The sequence below is a fragment of the Enterobacter asburiae genome (assembly GCF_008080435.1).
GTDB classification, from domain to species: Bacteria; Pseudomonadota; Gammaproteobacteria; order Enterobacterales; family Enterobacteriaceae; genus Enterobacter; species Enterobacter asburiae_C.
Genome location: NZ_VRKN01000006.1, coordinates 108,278 through 127,532, shown reverse-complemented (window position 1 = coordinate 127,532; position 19,255 = coordinate 108,278). Strand labels below are relative to the sequence as shown.

Here is a 19,255-nt window from a genome sequence, read left to right as displayed (position 1 = left end):
GCGCTGCACGAATTTTAAGTAGTCGATGGCGTTTAGAGAATGAATACACAACAACTGGCAAAACTGCGTTCAATCGTGCCCGAGATGCGTCGCGTCCGGCACATTCACTTTGTTGGCATCGGTGGTGCTGGCATGGGCGGTATTGCCGAAGTGTTAGCTAACGAAGGCTATCAGATCAGCGGGTCTGACCTGGCGCCAAACCCTGTTACGCAGCAGCTGGCGTCGCTTGGGGCGACTATCTATTTTAACCATCGTCCGGAAAACGTGCGCGATGCGAGCGTAGTGGTGGTCTCAAGCGCCATCTCCTCGGACAACCCGGAAATCGTTGCCGCGCATGAAGCGCGCATTCCGGTGATCCGCCGTGCAGAAATGCTGGCGGAACTGATGCGTTTCCGCCACGGCATCGCTATTGCCGGGACCCACGGTAAAACCACGACCACGGCGATGGTCTCCAGTATTTATGCGGAAGCGGGTCTCGACCCGACGTTCGTCAACGGTGGTCTGGTCAAAGCCGCAGGCGTACATGCGCGTCTGGGCCACAGCCGTTATCTGATTGCCGAAGCGGATGAGAGCGACGCGTCGTTCCTGCATCTGCAGCCGATGGTGGCGATTGTCACTAACATCGAAGCTGACCATATGGATACCTACCAGGGTGACTTCGAGAATTTAAAGCAGACCTTCATCAACTTCCTGCACAACCTGCCGTTCTATGGACGCGCGGTGATGTGCGTAGACGATCCGGTGATCCGCGAGCTGCTGCCGCGCGTGGGTCGTCAAATCACCACTTACGGCTTCAGTGAAGACGCTGACGTCCGCGTGGAAGAGTACAAACAGATTGGTGCGCAGGGGCATTTCACTCTGGCGCGTCAGGACAAAGAACTGCTGCACGTCACGCTGAATGCGCCAGGTCGCCATAACGCCCTCAATGCCGCAGCGGCAGTGGCCGTCGCGACGGAAGAAGGCATTGATGATGATGCGATTCTGCGCGCGCTGGAAAGCTTCCAGGGCACCGGCCGTCGTTTCGACTTCCTCGGTGAATTCCCGCTGGACGCCGTGAACGGTAAAGCCGGTACAGCGATGCTGGTGGACGACTACGGCCATCATCCGACCGAAGTGGATGCCACCATTAAAGCCGCACGTGCAGGCTGGCCTGACAAAAATCTGGTGATGGTCTTCCAGCCGCACCGCTTCACGCGTACGCGCGATCTGTATGACGATTTCGCCAGCGTCCTGTCACAGGTCGATACCCTGTTAATGCTGGATGTTTATTCAGCGGGCGAAACTCCTATTCCGGGCGCAGACAGTCGTTCTTTATGTCGCACCATCCGCGGACGCGGTAAAGTGGACCCTATTCTGGTTTCTGACCCTGCACAGGTGGCGGAAATTCTGGCACCGGTCCTGACAGGTAACGATTTAATTCTGATTCAGGGTGCGGGAAATATCGGCAAAATCGCCCGTACCTTAGCTGAAATCAAACTGAAGCCGCAAACGCAGGAGGATGAGCATCATGGCTGATAAGATTGCTGTCCTGTCTGGCGGCACCTCCGCCGAGCGCGAGGTTTCCCTGAATTCTGGCGCGGCTGTACTGGCGGGCCTGCGTGAGGGTGGTGTCAATGCGCACCTGGTCGACCCAAAAGAGGTCGACGTGACGCAATTAAAAGCCATGGGCTTCGATAAAGTCTTTATCGCTTTGCATGGTCGTGGCGGTGAAGACGGCACCCTGCAGGGCCTCCTGGATCTGATCGACATGCCGTACACCGGCAGCGGCGTGATGGCCTCCGCTATCTCTATGGATAAACTGCGCAGCAAACTTCTGTGGCAGGGCGCGGGGTTACCGGTTGCGCCGTGGGTGGCACTGACGCGTCGCGAATTTGAATTGGGCCTGCCGGATAGCGTTAATACGCGCATTGCTGAACTGGGCTTACCGGTTATTGTAAAGCCCAGCCGGGAAGGCTCCAGCGTGGGAATGTCCAAAGTAGACAAAGCTGAAGATCTTTCGTCCGCGTTAGCACTGGCATTTCAACATGATGAAGACGTTCTGATTGAAAAATGGCTCAGCGGGCCGGAATTTACCGTCGCGATGCTTGGCGAAGAAATTTTACCGTCAATCCGTATCCAACCGGCCGGAACCTTCTATGATTATGAGGCGAAGTATCTCTCTGATGAGACGCAATATTTCTGCCCTTGTGGTCTTGAAGCTGAGCGTGAAGCAGATTTACAGTCCCTGGTGCTTAAAGCCTGGCATGTTCTGGGTTGCCGCGGCTGGGGACGCATCGACGTGATGCAGGACAGTGATGGACAATTTTATCTGCTGGAAGTGAATACCTCTCCGGGAATGACCAGCCACAGCCTTGTGCCGATGGCCGCGCGTCAGGCGGGGATGAGTTTCTCGCAGTTAGTCGTACGCATTCTGGACCAGGCGGGCTGATATGTCTCAGGCTGCATTGAACACGCGCAACCGCGATGACGAGGAAGAATACGCCTCTTCACGCCGCAGTAATGGAACGCGTCTTGCAGGCATCATTTTCCTGCTCGGGGTGCTGTGCACCGTGTTTATCAGCGGCTGGATGGTCCTGGGCTGGATGGAAGATGCGCAGCGGTTGCCACTTTCTAAGCTGGTGGTCACCGGTGAGCGTCACTACACGCGTAACGACGATATTCGCCAGTCAATTCTGGCGCTGGGCTCGCCTGGCACCTTTATGACGCAGGACGTCAATATTATCCAGAGTCAGATAGAACGTCTGCCATGGATAAAACAGGCGAGCGTAAGAAAGCAATGGCCTGATGAATTGAAGATTCATCTGGTTGAATATGTGCCCATTGCGCGTTGGAATGATCAGCACATGGTTGACGTAGACGGAAATTCCTTCAGCGTCCCAGCCGATCGTGTCAACAAGCAAAATTTACCGATGTTGTATGGCCCTGAAGGCAGTGAAAACGAAGTGTTACAGGGTTTTCGCGAAATGGGTCAGGTGCTGGCGAAGGACAGGTTTACGTTAAAAGATGCTGCAATGACGGCGCGCCGTTCCTGGCAGTTGACGTTAACGAACGGCATTAAGCTCAACCTGGGACGCGGGGACACAATGAAGCGTCTGGCGCGGTTTGTCGAACTTTACCCGGTTTTACAGCAGCAGGCACAGACTGACGGCAAACGGATAAGCTACGTTGATTTGCGCTATGACTCAGGCGCAGCAGTCGGTTGGGTACCGGCTCCGGTCGAGGAACCTAATCAGCAACAGAATCAGGCACAGGTACAGGCAGAACAACAATGATCAAGGCGACGGACAGAAAACTGGTAGTTGGACTGGAGATTGGCACCGCGAAGGTTGCCGCTTTAGTAGGGGAAGTTCTGCCCGACGGTATGGTCAATATCATTGGCGTAGGCAGTTGCCCGTCCCGTGGTATGGATAAAGGTGGGGTAAACGATCTTGAATCGGTGGTGAAATGCGTTCAGCGCGCCATCGATCAGGCTGAATTAATGGCAGATTGCCAGATTTCTTCTGTCTATCTGGCCCTTTCTGGTAAGCACATTAGCTGCCAGAACGAAATCGGTATGGTGCCGATTTCCGAAGAAGAAGTGACGCAGGAAGACGTTGAAAACGTAGTGCACACGGCGAAATCCGTGCGTGTCCGCGACGAACATCGCGTGCTGCATGTCATCCCGCAGGAATATGCGATTGACTACCAGGAAGGGATCAAGAACCCGGTCGGTCTTTCTGGTGTACGTATGCAGGCAAAAGTGCACCTGATCACATGTCACAACGATATGGCGAAGAACATTGTAAAAGCCGTTGAACGTTGTGGCCTGAAAGTTGACCAACTTATTTTCGCCGGTCTGGCGGCAAGTTATTCCGTGCTGACCGAAGATGAACGTGAACTGGGTGTCTGTGTGGTCGATATTGGTGGTGGTACAATGGACATCGCCGTGTATACCGGCGGTGCGCTGCGCCACACCAAAGTGATCCCTTATGCCGGGAACGTTGTGACCAGCGATATTGCTTACGCTTTTGGTACGCCGCCGAGCGATGCAGAAGCGATTAAAGTGCGCCACGGCTGTGCGCTGGGGTCTATCGTTGGCAAAGATGAGAGCGTTGAAGTGCCGAGCGTCGGTGGTCGTCCACCGCGTAGCCTGCAGCGCCAGACGTTGGCAGAGGTGATTGAGCCGCGCTATACCGAGCTGCTCAACCTGGTCAACGAAGAGATTTTACAGTTACAGGAACAGCTTCGTCAGCAGGGCGTTAAACATCATCTTGCGGCGGGGATTGTATTAACCGGCGGTGCAGCGCAAATTGAAGGTCTTGCGGCCTGTGCTCAGCGCGTGTTCCATACGCAGGTGCGTATTGGTGCGCCGCTGAATATCACCGGTTTAACGGATTATGCTCAGGAGCCGTATTATTCAACGGCTGTGGGCCTGCTCCACTACGGGAAGGAATCTCATCTCAGTGGTGAAGCAGAAGTGGAAAAACGCGTCTCAGTGGGGTCGTGGGTCAAACGACTGAACAACTGGTTGCGAAAAGAGTTTTAATTTTTTTAAGAGACCGGAGAGAATTAGCGGTCTCGGGCGACAGGCACAACGGAGAGAGAAATTATGTTTGAACCTATGGAACTGACCAACGACGCGGTGATTAAAGTCATCGGCGTCGGTGGTGGCGGCGGTAACGCCGTAGAGCATATGGTGCGTGAACGCATTGAAGGTGTTGAATTCTTCGCAGTTAACACCGATGCGCAGGCACTGCGTAAGACGGCTGTAGGCCAGACTATCCAGATCGGCGGTGGTATCACCAAAGGGCTGGGAGCTGGGGCTAACCCGGAAGTCGGTCGCAATGCGGCTGAAGAAGATCGTGAAGCCCTGCGTGCTGCACTGGAAGGTGCGGACATGGTCTTCATCGCAGCAGGTATGGGCGGCGGTACGGGTACCGGCGCAGCACCTGTTGTGGCTGAAGTCGCTAAAGACTTAGGTATCCTGACCGTTGCTGTCGTGACCAAGCCTTTCAACTTTGAAGGCAAGAAGCGTATGGCCTTCGCGGAGCAGGGTATCACCGAGCTGTCCAAGCATGTGGACTCGCTGATCACCATCCCGAACGACAAGCTGTTGAAAGTTCTGGGTCGCGGTATTTCCCTGCTGGACGCTTTCGGTGCAGCAAACGACGTGCTGAAAGGCGCGGTTCAGGGTATCGCTGAACTGATTACCCGTCCTGGCCTGATGAACGTTGACTTTGCAGACGTTCGCACCGTGATGTCCGAAATGGGCTACGCGATGATGGGCTCTGGCGTGGCGAGCGGTGAAGACCGTGCAGAAGAAGCGGCTGAAATGGCTATCTCTTCTCCACTGCTGGAAGATATCGATCTGTCTGGTGCGCGCGGCGTGCTGGTCAACATTACCGCTGGCTTTGACCTGCGTCTGGATGAGTTCGAAACCGTGGGTAACACTATCCGTGCGTTCGCCTCTGACAACGCTACCGTGGTAATCGGTACTTCCCTTGACCCTGAAATGAACGACGAGCTGCGTGTTACTGTTGTTGCGACCGGTATCGGTATGGACAAACGTCCTGAGATCACCTTAGTGACCAACAAGCAGACTCAGCAACCGGTAATGGATCGTTACCAGCAGCACGGTATGTCTCCTCTGACTCAGGAGCAGAAGCCGGCCGCGAAAGTGGTGAATGACCCAACGCCGCAAACGGCGAAAGAGCCAGATTATCTGGATATCCCGGCGTTCCTGCGTAAGCAAGCTGACTAAGAATTGGCTGGAATTAGGGGATTTGCGCTCTTTGTGCTAAACTGGCCCACCGTTAGTGATATACACTCTCGGTTGGATAGTTAATTTGGCGAGATTATACGATGATCAAACAAAGGACACTTAAACGTATCGTTCAGGCGACTGGTGTCGGTTTACATACCGGCAAGAAAGTCATGCTGACGTTACGCCCTGCGCCGGCCAATACCGGGGTCATCTATCGTCGCACCGACTTGAATCCACCGGTAGATTTTCCGGCCGATGCCAAATCTGTGCGTGATACTATGCTCTGTACTTGTCTGGTGAACGAGCATGACGTGCGGATTTCTACCGTAGAGCACCTGAACGCCGCCCTGGCGGGTCTGGGTATCGACAACATTATTGTTGAAGTCGATGCGCCAGAAATCCCGATTATGGATGGCAGTGCTGCACCGTTCGTCTATCTGTTGCTGGATGCCGGCATCGAAGAACTGAACTGCGCGAAGAAATTTGTTCGCATCAAAGAGACCGTTCGCGTCGAAGATGGCGACAAGTGGGCTGAATTCAAACCGTACAATGGTTTCTCGTTGGACTTTACCATCGACTTTAACCATCCGGCGATTGACTCCAGCACCCAACGCTATGCGATGAACTTCTCTGCCGATGCGTTTATGCGCCAGATCAGCCGAGCCCGTACATTTGGCTTCATGCGTGATATCGAATATCTGCAGTCCCGCGGCCTGTGCCTGGGCGGCAGCTTCGATTGTGCCATCGTTGTTGACGATTATCGCGTACTGAACGAAGACGGCCTGCGTTTCGAAGATGAATTCGTTCGTCACAAAATGCTGGATGCCATCGGCGACCTGTTCATGTGTGGTCACAACATCATTGGTGCATTTACCGCGTTCAAATCCGGTCATGCGCTGAACAACAAACTGTTGCAGGCCGTCCTGGCAAAACAGGAAGCCTGGGAATATGTGACCTTCGAAGACGAAGCTGAACTGCCGCTGGCTTTCAAAGCTCCAAGCATAGTTCTGGCGTAACGGTTCACGCCGTTTCGTAAAAAAATCGACTGGTTAACTTGGTACTCTCTCCGACCAGGAAGGCCAGTCGTTTTTATTTTTACCCTTCTTCGTTTGCCCCGGCGTTATCTCTTATTTGTCTTGTGCAGATAATGTGTGCGTTAGCTGCATTCTTGACCGTTTTTCCCCGTGGCGGCACCTCATTCCTGCTGATGTATATTGGCTTTAGTGGTAATATCTGGGCGCTAAAAAGAATAACTGAACTCAGCCTCTGCAAGGCTGACTTATTGGGTGGAGCAGGTGAGCGGAATACTGACGCGCTGGCGACAATTTGGCAGACGTTACTTCTGGCCGCATCTCTTATTAGGGATGGTCGCGGCGAGTTTCGGCTTGCCTGCGCTCAGCAACAGTGCCGAAGCGGCGACGCCCGCAAAAACCTCCACTACCAAACACGATCTCAACACGCGGGTTAACTTTACTAACCTCGCGTGGCTTGAAGCCAACCGCCGCCCAAACTTCTCCGTCGATTACTGGCACCAGCACGCTATCCGCACGGTTATCCGCCATCTGTCCTTCGCGATGGCACCGCAGGCCATGCCTGTTGCGGAAGAGACGCTGCCGGTGCAGGCTCAGCATCTTGCCCTGCTGGACACACTCAACGCGCTGCTCACGCAGGACAGCCAGCCGCCGGTCATGGTTCGCCAGGCGACGCAACGTGCGTTGGTTTCGCCTGTTTCATTCTCTGTTTCAACCTGGATTAGCCAGGCTCACGGCATTCGCGCCGGGCCACAACGCCTCAGCTAAATTAACTTTTTCAATACCTTAATTTATCTGCCCACACTGGGGCGTTTGAGAATTTATTATGCTAATCAAATTGTTAACTAAAGTTTTTGGTAGTCGTAACGATCGTACCCTGCGCCGTATGCGCAAAGCTGTTACCGTCATCAACGGTATGGAACCGGCGATGGAGAAGCTCTCCGATGACGAGCTGAAAGCGAAAACGGCGAAATTCCGTGCGCGTCTGGAAAAAGGCGAAACCTTAGAAAGCCTGATCCCGGAAGCGTTTGCTGTCGTGCGTGAAGCGAGTAAGCGCGTCTTCGGCATGCGTCACTTCGACGTTCAGCTGCTGGGTGGTATGGTGCTTAACGAGCGCTGCATCGCGGAAATGCGTACCGGTGAAGGTAAAACCCTGACCGCAACGCTGCCGGCATACCTGAACGCGCTGACCGGTAAAGGCGTTCACGTCGTTACCGTCAACGACTATCTGGCGCAGCGTGACGCCGAAAACAACCGCCCACTGTTCGAATTCCTCGGCATGACTGTCGGCATCAACATGTCCGGCCTGCCTGCGCCAGCCAAGCGCGAAGCGTATAACGCGGACATCACCTACGGCACCAACAACGAATACGGCTTTGACTACCTGCGTGACAATATGGCGTTTAGCCCGGAAGAGCGCGTGCAGCGTAAACTGCATTATGCGCTGGTGGATGAGGTGGACTCCATCCTGATCGATGAAGCGCGTACCCCGCTGATCATCTCCGGCCCGGCTGAAGACAGCTCCGAGATGTACCGTAAAGTCGATAAAATCATTCCACACCTGCTGCGTCAGGAGAAAGAGGACTCGGATACCTTCCAGGGTGAAGGCCACTTCTCCGTAGATGAAAAAGCACGCCAGGTGAACCTGACCGAACGCGGTCTGGTGAAAATTGAAGAGCTGCTGGTTGCTGAAGGCATCATGGAAGAGGGCGAGTCTCTTTACTCTCCAACTAACATCATGCTGATGCACCATGTGACTGCTGCACTGCGTGCTCACGTGCTGTTCACCCGCGACGTCGACTACATCGTCAAAGACGGTGAAGTGATCATCGTTGATGAGCACACCGGGCGTACCATGCAGGGACGTCGCTGGTCTGACGGTCTGCACCAGGCTGTGGAAGCCAAAGAAGGTGTGGATATTCAGAATGAAAACCAGACCCTGGCGTCTATCACCTTCCAGAACTACTTCCGTCTGTACGAGAAGCTGGCAGGGATGACCGGTACTGCCGATACCGAAGCGTTTGAATTCAGCTCCATCTACAAGCTGGATACCGTGGTCGTTCCAACCAACCGTCCGATGATCCGTAAGGATATGCCGGACCTGGTGTACATGACCGAAGCAGAAAAAATTCAGGCGATCATCGAAGATATTCGCGACCGTACTGCCAATGGTCAGCCGGTTCTGGTGGGGACCATCTCCATCGAGAAATCCGAAGTGGTTTCGCACGAGCTGACTAAAGCGGGTATCAAACACAACGTTCTTAACGCCAAATTCCACGCCAAAGAAGCGGACATTGTTGCTCAGGCGGGTTATCCGGCTGCCGTGACCATCGCCACCAACATGGCGGGTCGTGGTACTGATATTATGCTGGGCGGTAGCTGGCAGGCTGAAGTGGCGGAGCTGGAAAACCCAACGCCAGAACAGATTGCCCAGATCAAAGCCGACTGGCAGGTTCGTCATGACGCCGTTCTGGCTTCCGGCGGTCTGCACATTATCGGTACAGAGCGTCATGAATCCCGTCGTATCGATAACCAGCTGCGTGGCCGTGCGGGTCGTCAGGGTGATGCCGGTTCATCCCGCTTCTACCTGTCTATGGAAGATGCGCTGATGCGTATTTTCGCCTCTGACCGTGTATCCGGCATGATGCGTAAACTGGGGATGAAACCTGGCGAAGCCATTGAGCACCCGTGGGTGACTAAAGCGATTGCTAACGCACAGCGTAAAGTGGAAAGCCGCAACTTTGATATTCGTAAGCAGCTGCTGGAATATGATGATGTGGCTAACGATCAGCGTCGTGCAATCTACACCCAGCGTAACGAACTGCTGGACGTGTCCGACGTGAGCGAAACCATCAACAGCATCCGTGAAGATGTGTTTAAAGCCACCATCGACGCGCATATTCCACCGCAGTCTCTGGAAGAGATGTGGGATATCGAAGGTCTGCAGGAACGTCTGAAAAATGACTTTGACCTCGATCTGCCAATCAAAGAGTGGCTGGATAAAGAGCCTGAGCTGCACGAAGAGACCCTGCGTGAACGTATCTTTGAAACCGCGCTGGACGTCTACAAGCGTAAGGAAGAGGTTGTTGGCGCTGAAATGATGCGTCACTTCGAAAAAGGCGTGATGCTGCAGACCCTGGACTCCCTGTGGAAAGAGCACCTGGCGGCAATGGACTACCTGCGTCAGGGTATCCACCTGCGTGGCTATGCGCAGAAAGATCCGAAGCAGGAATACAAGCGTGAATCCTTCTCCATGTTTGCGTCTATGCTGGAGTCACTGAAGTACGAAGTGATCAGCACTCTGAGCAAGGTTCAGGTGCGTATGCCGGAAGAAGTGGAAGCGATGGAGCAGCAGCGTCGTGAAGAAGCTGAGCGTCTGGCACAAATGCAACAGCTGAGTCATCAGACCGACGACAGCGAAGCCGCAGCGGCGATCGCCGCGCAGACCGGCGATCGTAAAGTGGGTCGTAACGATCCGTGCCCGTGTGGTTCCGGTAAAAAGTACAAGGCGTGCCACGGTCGTCTGAGCTAAGTTCATAAAAAAACAAAAAGGCGCAGATTTCTGCGCCTTTTTTATGGAAGTGACAATATGAAAATACTGCAAATTGCCGTCGGGATTATTCGCAACCCGCAAAACCAAATCTTCATCACCCAGCGCGCTGCCGACGCCCATATGGCGAACAAATGGGAGTTTCCAGGCGGTAAAATCGAGTCAGGTGAAACGCCGGAACAGGCGCTGGTTCGGGAGCTTCAGGAAGAGGTGGGGATCACCCCACTTGGCGCAACGCTGTTTGATAAGCTTGAGTACCAGTTTCCGGACAGGCACATCACGCTGTGGTTCTGGCTGGTGGAAAACTGGGAAGGTGAACCCTGGGGAAAAGAGGGACAGCCGGGTAACTGGGTGGAACTTCAGGCAAGTGATGCTGAAAAATTCCCGCCAGCGAATGAGCCCGTGATCCTGCGGTTAGTCGCACAACCGTAGGCCTGCTAAGCGAAGCGCCAGCAGGCTTTACAGATTACTGCTGGGTTTCACTCCAGTCGTCGCTGTCCGAGAGATCGCCTTCACTTGGAATGCGTTTCTCTTCCGCCGCCCATTCGCCCAGGTCAATGAGCTGACAGCGCTTGCAGCAGAATGGGCGGAACGGACTCACTTCGCCCCAGACAACGGTTTTGCCACAGGTTGGGCAGCTTACGGTGGTGACATCAGACATTGGCACTCCTTAACAACAGGCCAGTTCAAAATCGAGACGTTCCGGCACGGTGCCATTTTCACTGTCCAGCGGCATAAAGCGAATCGCAAAGCGGCTCTTATGCCCGGAAATCTGTGGGTAAAGCTGTTCGCCAAGAGACAGATTGAGACGCAGAAGATCGGCATCATCACCGTTATCCTGGAAGAAACCATTCAGGCTGGTTTGCTTGCGGAACGGCGCAGAGTTACGGATCAGATCGAGGATCAGCGACAGCGTCTGGTGCATTGGCTCCAGGCTTGCCAGCCAGCTGTTCACCTGCGCGTCACGCTGTGCCTGGGGCATATGTAGCCACATATGCAGTGTCGGCAGGTCGAAGCTGCAGCAGCCGCCAGGGATGCTCAGACGCTGGCGCACCAGGCCAATCAGGCGGTCTTCACGCAAAAACTGCCCGACGCGCGGCGCGGCCATCAGGATGGCGCTACTGCTTTTCAACTGCTGGCGGAGCGCGTCGATACGGCTCTGATCTACGCCGGGGACTTCTGTCCATGCCTGCAATTTACGCTGCTGGCGTTCCAGCTCTTTCAGCAACTCGGTACGAACATCACCACGTTCAATCACATCCAGCAGGTCGCCGACATTGCGGAAGAAATGCAGTGCAGTCGCATGGTCGTTGATGGGCAAATTGTGTGAAAGCTGTTGAGTTAAAAACTCAATGCGCAGCCAGGTACGCATTTTTTCATTTAGCGGGTGCTCAAAAAGAATATGAGTCGACATTAGGGTTTTTCCTGTGCAACGGCCTGCGCGGCAAACGTCAGATACTGCGCGTGCAGACGGGCAACATCCGATGCAATGGCATCTGGTGCGCCGTTATTATCAATGACATCATCCGCCACGGCAAGGCGCTGATCGCGCGTGGCCTGAGCGGCAAGAATGTGTTCAGCATGTTCACGCGAGACCTGGTCACGCGCCACGGTTCGCTGGATTTGCGTTTCAGGGGAGACATCGATGACTAACACCCGATCGGCTTTCTTTTGCAGCTGATTTTCGACCAGCAATGGAACGACCCAGAGTACATAAGGCGAACGTGCTGCGGCAATCTGGCGCTGAGTTTCCTGATGGATAATGGGATGGAGCAGGGCATTAAGCCAGGCTTTTTCCGCAGAATCGGAAAAAATGCATTCGCGAAGCTGACGGCGATTTAGTGTGCCATCGGCATTGATGATTGCCTGACCAAAATGTTCTGCAATGGCCTTTAGCGCGGGTGTATTGGGCTCTACCACCTGGCGGGCAATGATATCGGCATCAATAATCGTGATACCCAAACGAGAGAAAGCGTCCGCAACGGTACTTTTACCACTACCGATGCCGCCGGTTAATGCGACGATATACCCCATTAAATCAAATCCTGGGAATTATTCATTATTAAAATCAGTTGATTAAAACTCTTAGGTGCGCCAGCAACTGTTTAGCCCTGCTTACCGGCTTTTTACCAGGTAAATTTATAGGATTGTAGCGTAAAAAAAGAGAATTTCGCAGTCTTGCGGAGCAGGTATTAGTGCGTATGATAACGTCACTGGAGTTGTGCTTTTAACAAATTTGCCTCTAACCCCAGGAATCTGCACATGCGTATCGAAGAAGATCTGAAGTTAGGTTTCAAAGACGTTCTTATCCGCCCTAAACGCTCTACACTGAAAAGTCGCTCAGACGTTGAACTCGAACGTCAATTCACCTTTAAGCATTCCGGTCAGACCTGGTCTGGTGTGCCGATCATCGCTGCCAACATGGATACTGTGGGAACCTTTGAGATGGCAACCGCCCTGGCACAGTTCGACATTCTCACCGCCGTGCACAAACATTACAGCCCTGAAGAGTGGAATGCATTTGTTGCGTCCGCGTCTGCTGACGTGGTGAAGCATGTGATGGTCTCCACCGGTACCTCCGATGCGGATTTCGAGAAGACCAAACAGATCCTGAACGCTAACCCGGCGCTCAACTTCGTTTGTATTGATGTGGCGAACGGTTATTCCGAGCACTTTGTGCAGTTCGTCAGCAAGGCGCGTGAGGCCTGGCCGACGAAAACCATCATCGCGGGCAATGTGGTGACCGGTGAAATGTGTGAAGAGCTGATCCTCTCCGGCGCAGATATCGTGAAAGTGGGGATTGGCCCTGGCTCCGTGTGCACGACACGCGTCAAAACCGGCGTCGGTTATCCGCAGCTTTCCGCCGTCATTGAATGTGCCGATGCGGCGCACGGTCTGGGCGGTCAGATCATCAGCGATGGCGGTTGTACCACGCCGGGTGATGTTGCGAAAGCCTTCGGCGGCGGCGCGGACTTCGTGATGCTCGGCGGTATGCTGGCAGGCCACGAAGAGAGCGGTGGTACTGTAGTTGAAGAGAATGGCGAGAAATTTATGCTGTTCTACGGTATGAGCTCTGAATCCGCGATGACCCGTCACGTCGGTGGTGTGGCAAAATACCGTGCGGCAGAAGGCAAAACCGTGAAGCTGCCTCTGCGCGGCCCGGTTGAATACACCGCGCGCGATATCCTCGGCGGCCTGCGCTCGGCCTGCACTTACGTTGGGGCATCCCGCCTGAAAGAGCTGACGAAACGTACAACGTTTATTCGCGTTCAGGAACAGGAAAACCGCGTATTCAATAGCCTGTAATGGCTTTAGCTGGCGCATGCCCGTGCGCCAGCATTGTTCAGCACTAGCCCGCGCTCATCGCATCCCCCAGATGGAAAATCGGCAGGTACATTGCCACCACCAGCGTGCCGATGATGACCCCCGTCACAATCAGAAGCACTGGCTCCAGAAGTGCCGCCAGATTATCTGCCCGTTGAAAGGTTTGTTCCGTGTGATGCCGGGCGAGGTTTGCCAGCATGATGTCCAGCGCACCTGACATTTCACCGGTTCGTAAAAGCTGAATACACAGCGGGGTAAAGATGGCTGCTTTCTGAAAGGATGACCAGACGGGGAGGCCTTTTTCAATGTCCTCCCGAACGTTGCGGAGTATTTCCTGCCAGTAACGACTTTCAACCGTCTCCTCCGCACTCTCAAGCCCCTGTAAAAAGGGGATACCGGCCTGCTGCGTGAGTGACAGCACGGTAAAGATGTGTCCCAGTTTTTGGCCTTTTGCCAGTGCCCCCATCACGGGCGTATGCATCAGCATGCGCTGCCAGCGAGGGTTCTGCCGCAGAGCCCAGGCGGTGGCTAAGGGCGCTAATAACGCGGCGAACAACGCGAGGGCATAGGACTGTATAAATGCGGCTATCCCCATGACCATTTGTGTCAGCATCGGAAGCGGAGTGTTAAACGTTTTGTAGATCGCGGCAAACTCGGGTAAGACCAGGGTGACCATCGCCAGCACTACGAGTACGGCCAGCGTCAGGACGATCGCCGGGTAGCGCAGCGCCTTTCTCACTTTCGCACTGAGCTGCTGCTGCGCTTTTTGCTGCTGCGCGAGCTGGCGACAGCACTCCTCCAGTTTCCCTGTGAGCTCACCGGTTTTCACCATCGAAACATGCAGTGGGCTAAAAACGGCTGGCCACTTTTTTAGCGACTCAGAAAAGGGGGCTCCCTCACTGAGCTCATCGGCAATGCTTTGCAGCAGCGCCTGCCACGGTTTTAACGGATGTTGCTCTGCCAGCATCTGCAGGCTGTGGGACAGTGTCAGCCCGGCCTGCAGAAGCGTTGCGAGCTGGCGAAACATCTCGTAGCAGTGATATGGCCGCCAGCGGTGTCGCTGAGCGCATCGGGTCAGCGTCAAAGGATGGAGCTCGCTACGCAGCAGCCTGATGAAGGCGGTATTGCGGTCTGTGGCCCAGAGTGTCCCGCTTCGGGGTTCTCCTTCTTTGGTGAGCGCTCGCCAGCGCCAGAGCTGATTAGCAGCCATCCGGCATACCCAGGACGCGCACCAGCTCTTCGATCGTGGTCAGCCCTTGTTCGACGGCCATGCAGCCGTGCTCAAAAAGAGAAATCATTCCCCCCTGCCGGGCGCTCGCCTCTATCACTTCTGTTCCCGCCCCGCTGGCAATGGCCTGCCGCAGGGCATTGTCGATCGCGAGTACTTCAAAAATGGCCACGCGGCCATAAAAACCGTGATAACAACGATCGCAGCCGATGGGCTGCCAGCGTGGAAGCGATCTGGACCGTACGGAACGCGGTAATTCAGCATGCTCGCTGGCTTCCCGGCGACAATGTGGGCACAGACGCCGGACCAGCCGCTGGGCAATCACCATCGACAGCGCGGAAGATATCATCCAGCGCGCGACGCCCATCTGCTCCAGGCGAATCAGGGTTTCCGTCGTCGAGTTGGTGTGCAGCGTTGACAGCACCAGATGACCGGTCTGGGCGGCATTAATGGCAATGTCTGCCGTTTCACCGTCACGGATTTCGCCGACCATAATGATGTCTGGATCCTGACGCAGCAGCGCCCGCAGCACGCTCTGGAATGTTAAACCCGCCCGGGGATTAATCTGCGTCTGGTTTAACCCCGCCAGGGGGATCTCAATGGGATCCTCCACGCTGCAGATGTTGACGTCAGGGGTGTTACGCGCCTGCAACGCGCTGTACAGCGTCACGGTTTTGCCGCTGCCGGTAGGGCCGGTGACCAGAATCAGCCCCTGCGGCTGGTGGAGGACCTCATTAAAACAGGCCAGTTGTTCAACACTCATGCCAAGCGCTTTTGGCTCAAGGGCCTGCTGAACCTGATGCAGAAGACGCAGCACAATTTTCTCGCCACCGCTGCAGGGAAGCGTCGCGATCCGAAACGAGACCGGTTCGTTTGCCAGCTCAATCGTAAACTGGCCGTCCTGGGGCAAACGACGTTCTGCAATATCCAGGTTACCCAGCACTTTTAAACGTGCGCTGAACAGGCTTGCCAGTGAGGCGGAAAGCGGAGGCTGGGGGCAAAGAACCCCGTCGATGCGTAAACGGATCTGGCACGTGTGCTCCATCGGTTCGATATCAATGTCGGAGGCGCGTTGGTTGATTGCCTGCTGCAGCGTGTGGTTGAGAATATCCACCGTTGAGTGTTTTTGCGAAACGACGGGCAGATGCGATTGTGACGTTAGCTGCCGGTGTTTTTCCATGCGCTCAGCGCTCCAGCACTCAATATCAATCCGTTTCTGGGTCGCGAAGCGCAGTGCCTCCATGAGTTCAGCCGCGGGGTTGCCCACGACGGCGATGCTGACCATGTCACTGTCGCTGGTGAGCAGCAGAGCGTGATGTCGCAGGCAAAGCGCCACGAGTTGATCGGTATTCATTATCCGCTCCTCAGTTATTGTCGAAGCGGAAAACGTCTTCGCAGGCCTGTTTCAGGGCGCTGTCAGCACTGATGTTGCAGTCACGCGTCCAGCCTGTCATACCGTTGCCGTCGTTCCACCGTGGCGTCATGGTTACCGTCAGCCCGTTAAGACTCTCCTGTCCTGTTAAGGTCACGGTCCCTTTCGCCACGCTCATTCCTGAAACGTAGCGTGTCGTGGTGGGGGAAGGAATACCGTTACTGCCGGCATCGCAGCTCTCCACGCCACCGTGATCCAGCGCGCAAAGCTCAATGGCTGTGCGGTAGGGAACGAAGGTTTGCAGCATATCGGTCAACGCCGCCTTGCGCAGGTAGTTCTGATAGGCGGGAACGCCGATGGCGCTCAGAATCGCAATAATGCCAATGACCACCATCAGTTCAATGAGTGTGAAGCCTTGTTGTCTGTCCATATCTGCTCCTTATGCAAAGTGGCGCTACTTTGTCAGCGGGAAAGAGCAGAAACGAGAGGCAAGAAAGGGAACGGGAAGGGGTCTTCAGAGAATTTATTCAGTGTTGCAGCGAAGAACAGCGGATCTGCGAGCGGGGCTGAAATTCCCCTCTCCGGGTGGAGAGGGGAGAATGCGTCACTTGAAGCGCATCGAGAGGTCGAGGGCGCGAACGTGTTTGGTCAGCGCGCCAACGGAGATGTAATCCACTCCGGTTTCGGCGAATTCACGGATCGTTTCGAAAGTGACGTTCCCGGACACTTCAAGCTGGGCGCGGCCGTTTGTCAGTTTTACCGCCTCGCGCATCTGCTCTGTTTCGAAGTTATCGAGCATGATGATATCGGCCCCGGCCTTAATCGCCTGCTCCAGCTCTTCCAGGCTTTCGACTTCCACCTCAACAGGCACATCCGGGTGCAGCCAGAAGGCTTTCTCCACCGCCTGACGCACGGAGCCAGAGGCAATAATGTGGTTCTCTTTAATCAGGAAGGCGTCGGATAAGCCCAGACGATGGTTTGCGCCACCGCCGCAGAGCACCGCATACTTCAGCGCAGTGCGCAGGCCCGGCAGCGTTTTGCGGGTATCCAGCAGTTGGGTTCGGGTGCCGGCCAGCAGGTTAACGTAGCGACGCACTTCACTGGCCACGCCAGAGAGCGTTTGTACAAAATTGAGCGCGGTACGTTCGCCGGTCAGCAAGACGCGGGAAGGACCGTCCAGTTCGAACAGCGGCTGATTGGCAGTGACTGCATCGCCGTCTTCAACATGCCAGGTCACCTGCACATCATCGCCCGCCAATTGAGTAAAGACCTCTTCAACCCAACGTTTGCCGCAAAAGACGCCCTCTTCACGGGTGATAATGACCGCGTGTGAGCGTGTCTCTTTTGGCAACAATTGTGCAGTAATATCCTTTTCAGCATTAACGTCACCGCCCAGATCTTCTTTCAAAGCATGGGAGACGCTTGCCGGAATATCCATATTAATACGTTCCAGAAGCGCTTCACGTCGGTGGTCGGGGTTGTAGCGGCGAGGCGGCATGATAAAACTCCAAATTGGTAACGAATCATAATATTGAAACATGCTACTCTGAACCGAGTCATTGCACCATACAGAAGGAGTTCCAGCATGTTGTTAGAAAACGGATGGCTGGTGGATGCGCGGCATGTGCCCTCGCCGCACCACGATTGCCGCCCGGAGGATGAAAAGCCCACACTGCTGGTGGTTCATAATATTAGTCTCCCGCCGGGTGAATTTGGCGGCCCGTGGATCGATGCGTTATTCACGGGAACGATTGATCCCGATGCTCATCCCTTTTTTGCCGAAATTGCACATCTGCGCGTATCGGCTCACTGCCTGATTCGTCGGGATGGTGAAGTGGTTCAGTATGTTCCCTTTGATAAGCGCGCCTGGCATGCCGGCGTGTCGATGTATCACGGGCGCGAACGGTGCAACGATTTTTCTATCGGGATCGAACTGGAAGGCACGGATACGACGCCCTACACCGATTCACAGTATCAACAGTTAGCGGCTGTGGTCCGCACGCTTATCGGACTCTACCCGGCAATTGCCGACAATATCACGGGACACAGTGATATTGCCCCGGAGAGAAAAACCGATCCCGGCCCGGCTTTTGACTGGCCCCGGTTTCGCGCCATGCTCACCGCGTCGTCAGAATAAGGAGATACCATGACGTTGTTTACCATGCTGCTGGTTATCATCGCTGAACGCCTGTTCAAACTCGGCGAGCACTGGCATCTGGATCACCGGCTGGAGGTGTTATTCCGCCGTATCAAACATTTTTCCATGTTGCGCACGCTGCTGATGATGGCAGGGGTGATGGTCATTACGTTCCTGCTCCTGCGCTCGCTGTACGGACTCTTTTTCAACGTGCCGCTGCTGGTGGTGTGGATCCTGCTTGGGGTGCTGTGCATTGGCGCGGGCAAGGTGCGTTTACACTATCACGCATATCTGAAAGCCGCCTCCCGTGACGATGCCCATGCGCGCGGTGCCATGGCGAGTGAACTGACCATGATCCACGGCGTGCCGCCGGACTGCGACGAGCGCGAATTTCTGCGCGAACTGCAAAACGCGCTGCTGTGGATTAACTTCCGTTACTATCTTGCGCCGCTTTTCTGGTTCGTGGTGGGCGGTCCGTGGGGGCCGGTACTGCTGATGGGGTATGCGTTCCTGCGCGCCTGGCAGACCTGGCTTGCCCGTTATCTGACGCCGCACGAACGCCTGCAGTCCGGTATAGATGCCATCCTGCACGTGCTCGACTGGCTCCCGGTGCGTCTGGTGGGCGTGGTGTACGCGTTAATTGGTCACGGTGAAAAAGCGCTACCCGCATGGTTCGCGTCTCTTGCCGATCGCCATACGTCGCAGTACCAGGTGCTAACGCGTCTGGCGCAGTTCTCGCTGGCGCGTGAGCCGCATACCGACAAGATTGAAACACCGAAAGCCGCTGTCTCGATGGCGAAGAAAACCTCGTTTGTGGTGGTGGTCGTGGTGGCGCTGCTGACTATCTACGGCACGCTGGTGTAAGCCAGC

19 protein-coding genes are annotated in these 19,255 nt (G+C 55.0%); 12 read left to right on the top strand and 7 right to left on the bottom strand.

Translation table 11 applies throughout. The features are described from left to right. Nucleotides 1-39 precede the first annotated feature (39 nt). The 9 genes from murC (at nucleotide 40) to mutT (ending at nucleotide 10,756) form a co-directional block, all read left to right on the top strand. Nucleotides 40-1,515, top strand: coding sequence for a UDP-N-acetylmuramate--L-alanine ligase (murC, locus tag FU672_RS13650; protein WP_148243624.1), 1,476 nt, complete (start codon nucleotides 40-42; stop codon nucleotides 1,513-1,515). After that, complete coding sequence (locus FU672_RS13645; protein ID WP_148243623.1) at nucleotides 1,508-2,428, top strand: D-alanine--D-alanine ligase; 921 nt, start codon at nucleotides 1,508-1,510, stop codon at nucleotides 2,426-2,428. The genes murC and FU672_RS13645 overlap by 8 nt, the downstream gene beginning before the upstream one ends. A gap of 1 nt (nucleotide 2,429) precedes the next feature. Further along, entirely contained in the window at nucleotides 2,430-3,272 is an 843-nt protein-coding gene (ftsQ, locus tag FU672_RS13640; RefSeq protein WP_025756756.1) for a cell division protein FtsQ, read from the top strand. Next, nucleotides 3,269-4,525: a cell division protein FtsA gene (gene ftsA, locus FU672_RS13635; protein ID WP_023334508.1), complete on the top strand. Its 1,257-nt coding sequence runs from the start codon at nucleotides 3,269-3,271 to the stop codon at nucleotides 4,523-4,525. The genes ftsQ and ftsA overlap by 4 nt, the downstream gene beginning before the upstream one ends. 63 nt (nucleotides 4,526-4,588) lie before the next feature. After that, entirely contained in the window at nucleotides 4,589-5,740 is a 1,152-nt protein-coding gene (ftsZ, locus tag FU672_RS13630; protein ID WP_008501978.1) for a cell division protein FtsZ, read from the top strand. 101 nt (nucleotides 5,741-5,841) lie between these two features. Beyond that, nucleotides 5,842-6,759: a UDP-3-O-acyl-N-acetylglucosamine deacetylase gene (gene lpxC, locus FU672_RS13625; protein ID WP_148243622.1), complete on the top strand. Its 918-nt coding sequence runs from the start codon at nucleotides 5,842-5,844 to the stop codon at nucleotides 6,757-6,759. 279 nt (nucleotides 6,760-7,038) lie between these two features. After that, complete coding sequence (gene secM, locus FU672_RS13620) at nucleotides 7,039-7,542, top strand: secA translation cis-regulator SecM (protein WP_187360813.1); 504 nt, start codon at nucleotides 7,039-7,041, stop codon at nucleotides 7,540-7,542. A 58-nt stretch (nucleotides 7,543-7,600) separates the two neighbouring features. Further along, complete coding sequence (secA, locus tag FU672_RS13615) at nucleotides 7,601-10,306, top strand: preprotein translocase subunit SecA (RefSeq protein ID WP_148243621.1); 2,706 nt, start codon at nucleotides 7,601-7,603, stop codon at nucleotides 10,304-10,306. A 57-nt stretch (nucleotides 10,307-10,363) separates the two neighbouring features. Further along, nucleotides 10,364-10,756, top strand: coding sequence for an 8-oxo-dGTP diphosphatase MutT (gene mutT, locus FU672_RS13610; RefSeq protein ID WP_025756761.1), 393 nt, complete (start codon nucleotides 10,364-10,366; stop codon nucleotides 10,754-10,756). Nucleotides 10,757-10,790: 34 nt separating this feature from the next. Here the strand turns inward: mutT and yacG are convergent, their stop codons facing one another. The 3 genes from yacG to coaE are packed head-to-tail and all read right to left on the bottom strand — an operon-like array spanning nucleotide 10,791 to nucleotide 12,358. Beyond that, a complete protein-coding gene (yacG, locus tag FU672_RS13605) occupies nucleotides 10,791-10,985 on the bottom strand; it encodes a DNA gyrase inhibitor YacG (RefSeq protein WP_023310404.1) in 195 nt (64 codons plus the stop codon). A gap of 9 nt (nucleotides 10,986-10,994) precedes the next feature. Then, nucleotides 10,995-11,738, bottom strand: coding sequence for a cell division protein ZapD (gene zapD, locus FU672_RS13600; protein ID WP_148243620.1), 744 nt, complete (start codon nucleotides 11,736-11,738; stop codon nucleotides 10,995-10,997). Beyond that, on the bottom strand, nucleotides 11,738-12,358 hold the full coding sequence (coaE, locus tag FU672_RS13595) for a dephospho-CoA kinase (RefSeq protein ID WP_148243619.1): 621 nt from the start codon (nucleotides 12,356-12,358) through the stop codon (nucleotides 11,738-11,740). Before coaE ends, zapD begins: the two co-directional genes overlap by 1 nt. A gap of 228 nt (nucleotides 12,359-12,586) precedes the next feature. Between coaE and FU672_RS13590 the strand changes: the two genes are divergently transcribed. Further along, nucleotides 12,587-13,630, top strand: a complete 1,044-nt coding sequence (locus FU672_RS13590) for a GMP reductase (protein WP_148243618.1) — start codon at nucleotides 12,587-12,589, stop codon at nucleotides 13,628-13,630. A gap of 43 nt (nucleotides 13,631-13,673) precedes the next feature. Here the strand turns inward: FU672_RS13590 and hofC are convergent, their stop codons facing one another. From hofC to nadC, 4 genes are all read right to left on the bottom strand, one after another. Beyond that, a complete protein-coding gene (gene hofC, locus FU672_RS13585; RefSeq protein ID WP_148243617.1) occupies nucleotides 13,674-14,858 on the bottom strand; it encodes a protein transport protein HofC in 1,185 nt (394 codons plus the stop codon). Then, nucleotides 14,848-16,230, bottom strand: coding sequence for a type II secretion system protein GspE (gene gspE, locus FU672_RS13580; RefSeq protein ID WP_148243616.1), 1,383 nt, complete (start codon nucleotides 16,228-16,230; stop codon nucleotides 14,848-14,850). Before gspE ends, hofC begins: the two co-directional genes overlap by 11 nt. Nucleotides 16,231-16,240: 10 nt before the next feature. Next, nucleotides 16,241-16,678 (bottom strand): prepilin peptidase-dependent pilin, encoded by a 438-nt coding sequence (gene ppdD, locus FU672_RS13575; RefSeq protein WP_148243615.1) that lies wholly within the window; start codon nucleotides 16,676-16,678, stop codon nucleotides 16,241-16,243. Nucleotides 16,679-16,852: 174 nt separating this feature from the next. Then, the gene (nadC, locus tag FU672_RS13570; RefSeq protein WP_148243614.1) at nucleotides 16,853-17,746 is read right to left on the bottom strand and encodes a carboxylating nicotinate-nucleotide diphosphorylase; all 894 of its coding nucleotides are present in this window, start codon (nucleotides 17,744-17,746) and stop codon (nucleotides 16,853-16,855) included. Nucleotides 17,747-17,833: 87 nt separating this feature from the next. Between nadC and ampD the strand changes: the two genes are divergently transcribed. Both ampD and ampE read left to right on the top strand, forming a co-directional pair. Further along, entirely contained in the window at nucleotides 17,834-18,385 is a 552-nt protein-coding gene (ampD, locus tag FU672_RS13565; protein WP_148243613.1) for a 1,6-anhydro-N-acetylmuramyl-L-alanine amidase AmpD, read from the top strand. A 9-nt stretch (nucleotides 18,386-18,394) separates the two neighbouring features. Next, nucleotides 18,395-19,249 carry a beta-lactamase regulator AmpE gene (ampE, locus tag FU672_RS13560; RefSeq protein WP_148243612.1) on the top strand — a complete coding sequence of 285 codons (855 nt, stop codon included), beginning with the start codon at nucleotides 18,395-18,397 and terminating at the stop codon, nucleotides 19,247-19,249. Nucleotides 19,250-19,255: the final 6 nt, after the last annotated feature.

What these genes read in the sequence shown, in the direction of transcription:
- murC (WP_148243624.1), top strand. Translation starts at nt 40, where the DNA reads ATGAATACACAACAACTGGCAAAACTGCGTTCAATCGTGCCCGAGATG.
- FU672_RS13645 (WP_148243623.1), top strand. Translation starts at nt 1,508, where the DNA reads ATGGCTGATAAGATTGCTGTCCTGTCTGGCGGCACCTCCGCCGAGCGC.
- ftsQ (WP_025756756.1), top strand. Translation starts at nt 2,430, where the DNA reads ATGTCTCAGGCTGCATTGAACACGCGCAACCGCGATGACGAGGAAGAA.
- ftsA (WP_023334508.1), top strand. Translation starts at nt 3,269, where the DNA reads ATGATCAAGGCGACGGACAGAAAACTGGTAGTTGGACTGGAGATTGGC.
- ftsZ (WP_008501978.1), top strand. Translation starts at nt 4,589, where the DNA reads ATGTTTGAACCTATGGAACTGACCAACGACGCGGTGATTAAAGTCATC.
- lpxC (WP_148243622.1), top strand. Translation starts at nt 5,842, where the DNA reads ATGATCAAACAAAGGACACTTAAACGTATCGTTCAGGCGACTGGTGTC.
- secA (WP_148243621.1), top strand. Translation starts at nt 7,601, where the DNA reads ATGCTAATCAAATTGTTAACTAAAGTTTTTGGTAGTCGTAACGATCGT.
- mutT (WP_025756761.1), top strand. Translation starts at nt 10,364, where the DNA reads ATGAAAATACTGCAAATTGCCGTCGGGATTATTCGCAACCCGCAAAAC.
- yacG (WP_023310404.1), bottom strand. Translation starts at nt 10,985, where the DNA reads ATGTCTGATGTCACCACCGTAAGCTGCCCAACCTGTGGCAAAACCGTT.
- zapD (WP_148243620.1), bottom strand. Translation starts at nt 11,738, where the DNA reads ATGTCGACTCATATTCTTTTTGAGCACCCGCTAAATGAAAAAATGCGT.
- coaE (WP_148243619.1), bottom strand. Translation starts at nt 12,358, where the DNA reads ATGGGGTATATCGTCGCATTAACCGGCGGCATCGGTAGTGGTAAAAGT.
- FU672_RS13590 (WP_148243618.1), top strand. Translation starts at nt 12,587, where the DNA reads ATGCGTATCGAAGAAGATCTGAAGTTAGGTTTCAAAGACGTTCTTATC.
- hofC (WP_148243617.1), bottom strand. Translation starts at nt 14,858, where the DNA reads ATGGCTGCTAATCAGCTCTGGCGCTGGCGAGCGCTCACCAAAGAAGGA.
- gspE (WP_148243616.1), bottom strand. Translation starts at nt 16,230, where the DNA reads ATGAATACCGATCAACTCGTGGCGCTTTGCCTGCGACATCACGCTCTG.
- ppdD (WP_148243615.1), bottom strand. Translation starts at nt 16,678, where the DNA reads ATGGACAGACAACAAGGCTTCACACTCATTGAACTGATGGTGGTCATT.
- nadC (WP_148243614.1), bottom strand. Translation starts at nt 17,746, where the DNA reads ATGCCGCCTCGCCGCTACAACCCCGACCACCGACGTGAAGCGCTTCTG.
- ampD (WP_148243613.1), top strand. Translation starts at nt 17,834, where the DNA reads ATGTTGTTAGAAAACGGATGGCTGGTGGATGCGCGGCATGTGCCCTCG.
- ampE (WP_148243612.1), top strand. Translation starts at nt 18,395, where the DNA reads ATGACGTTGTTTACCATGCTGCTGGTTATCATCGCTGAACGCCTGTTC.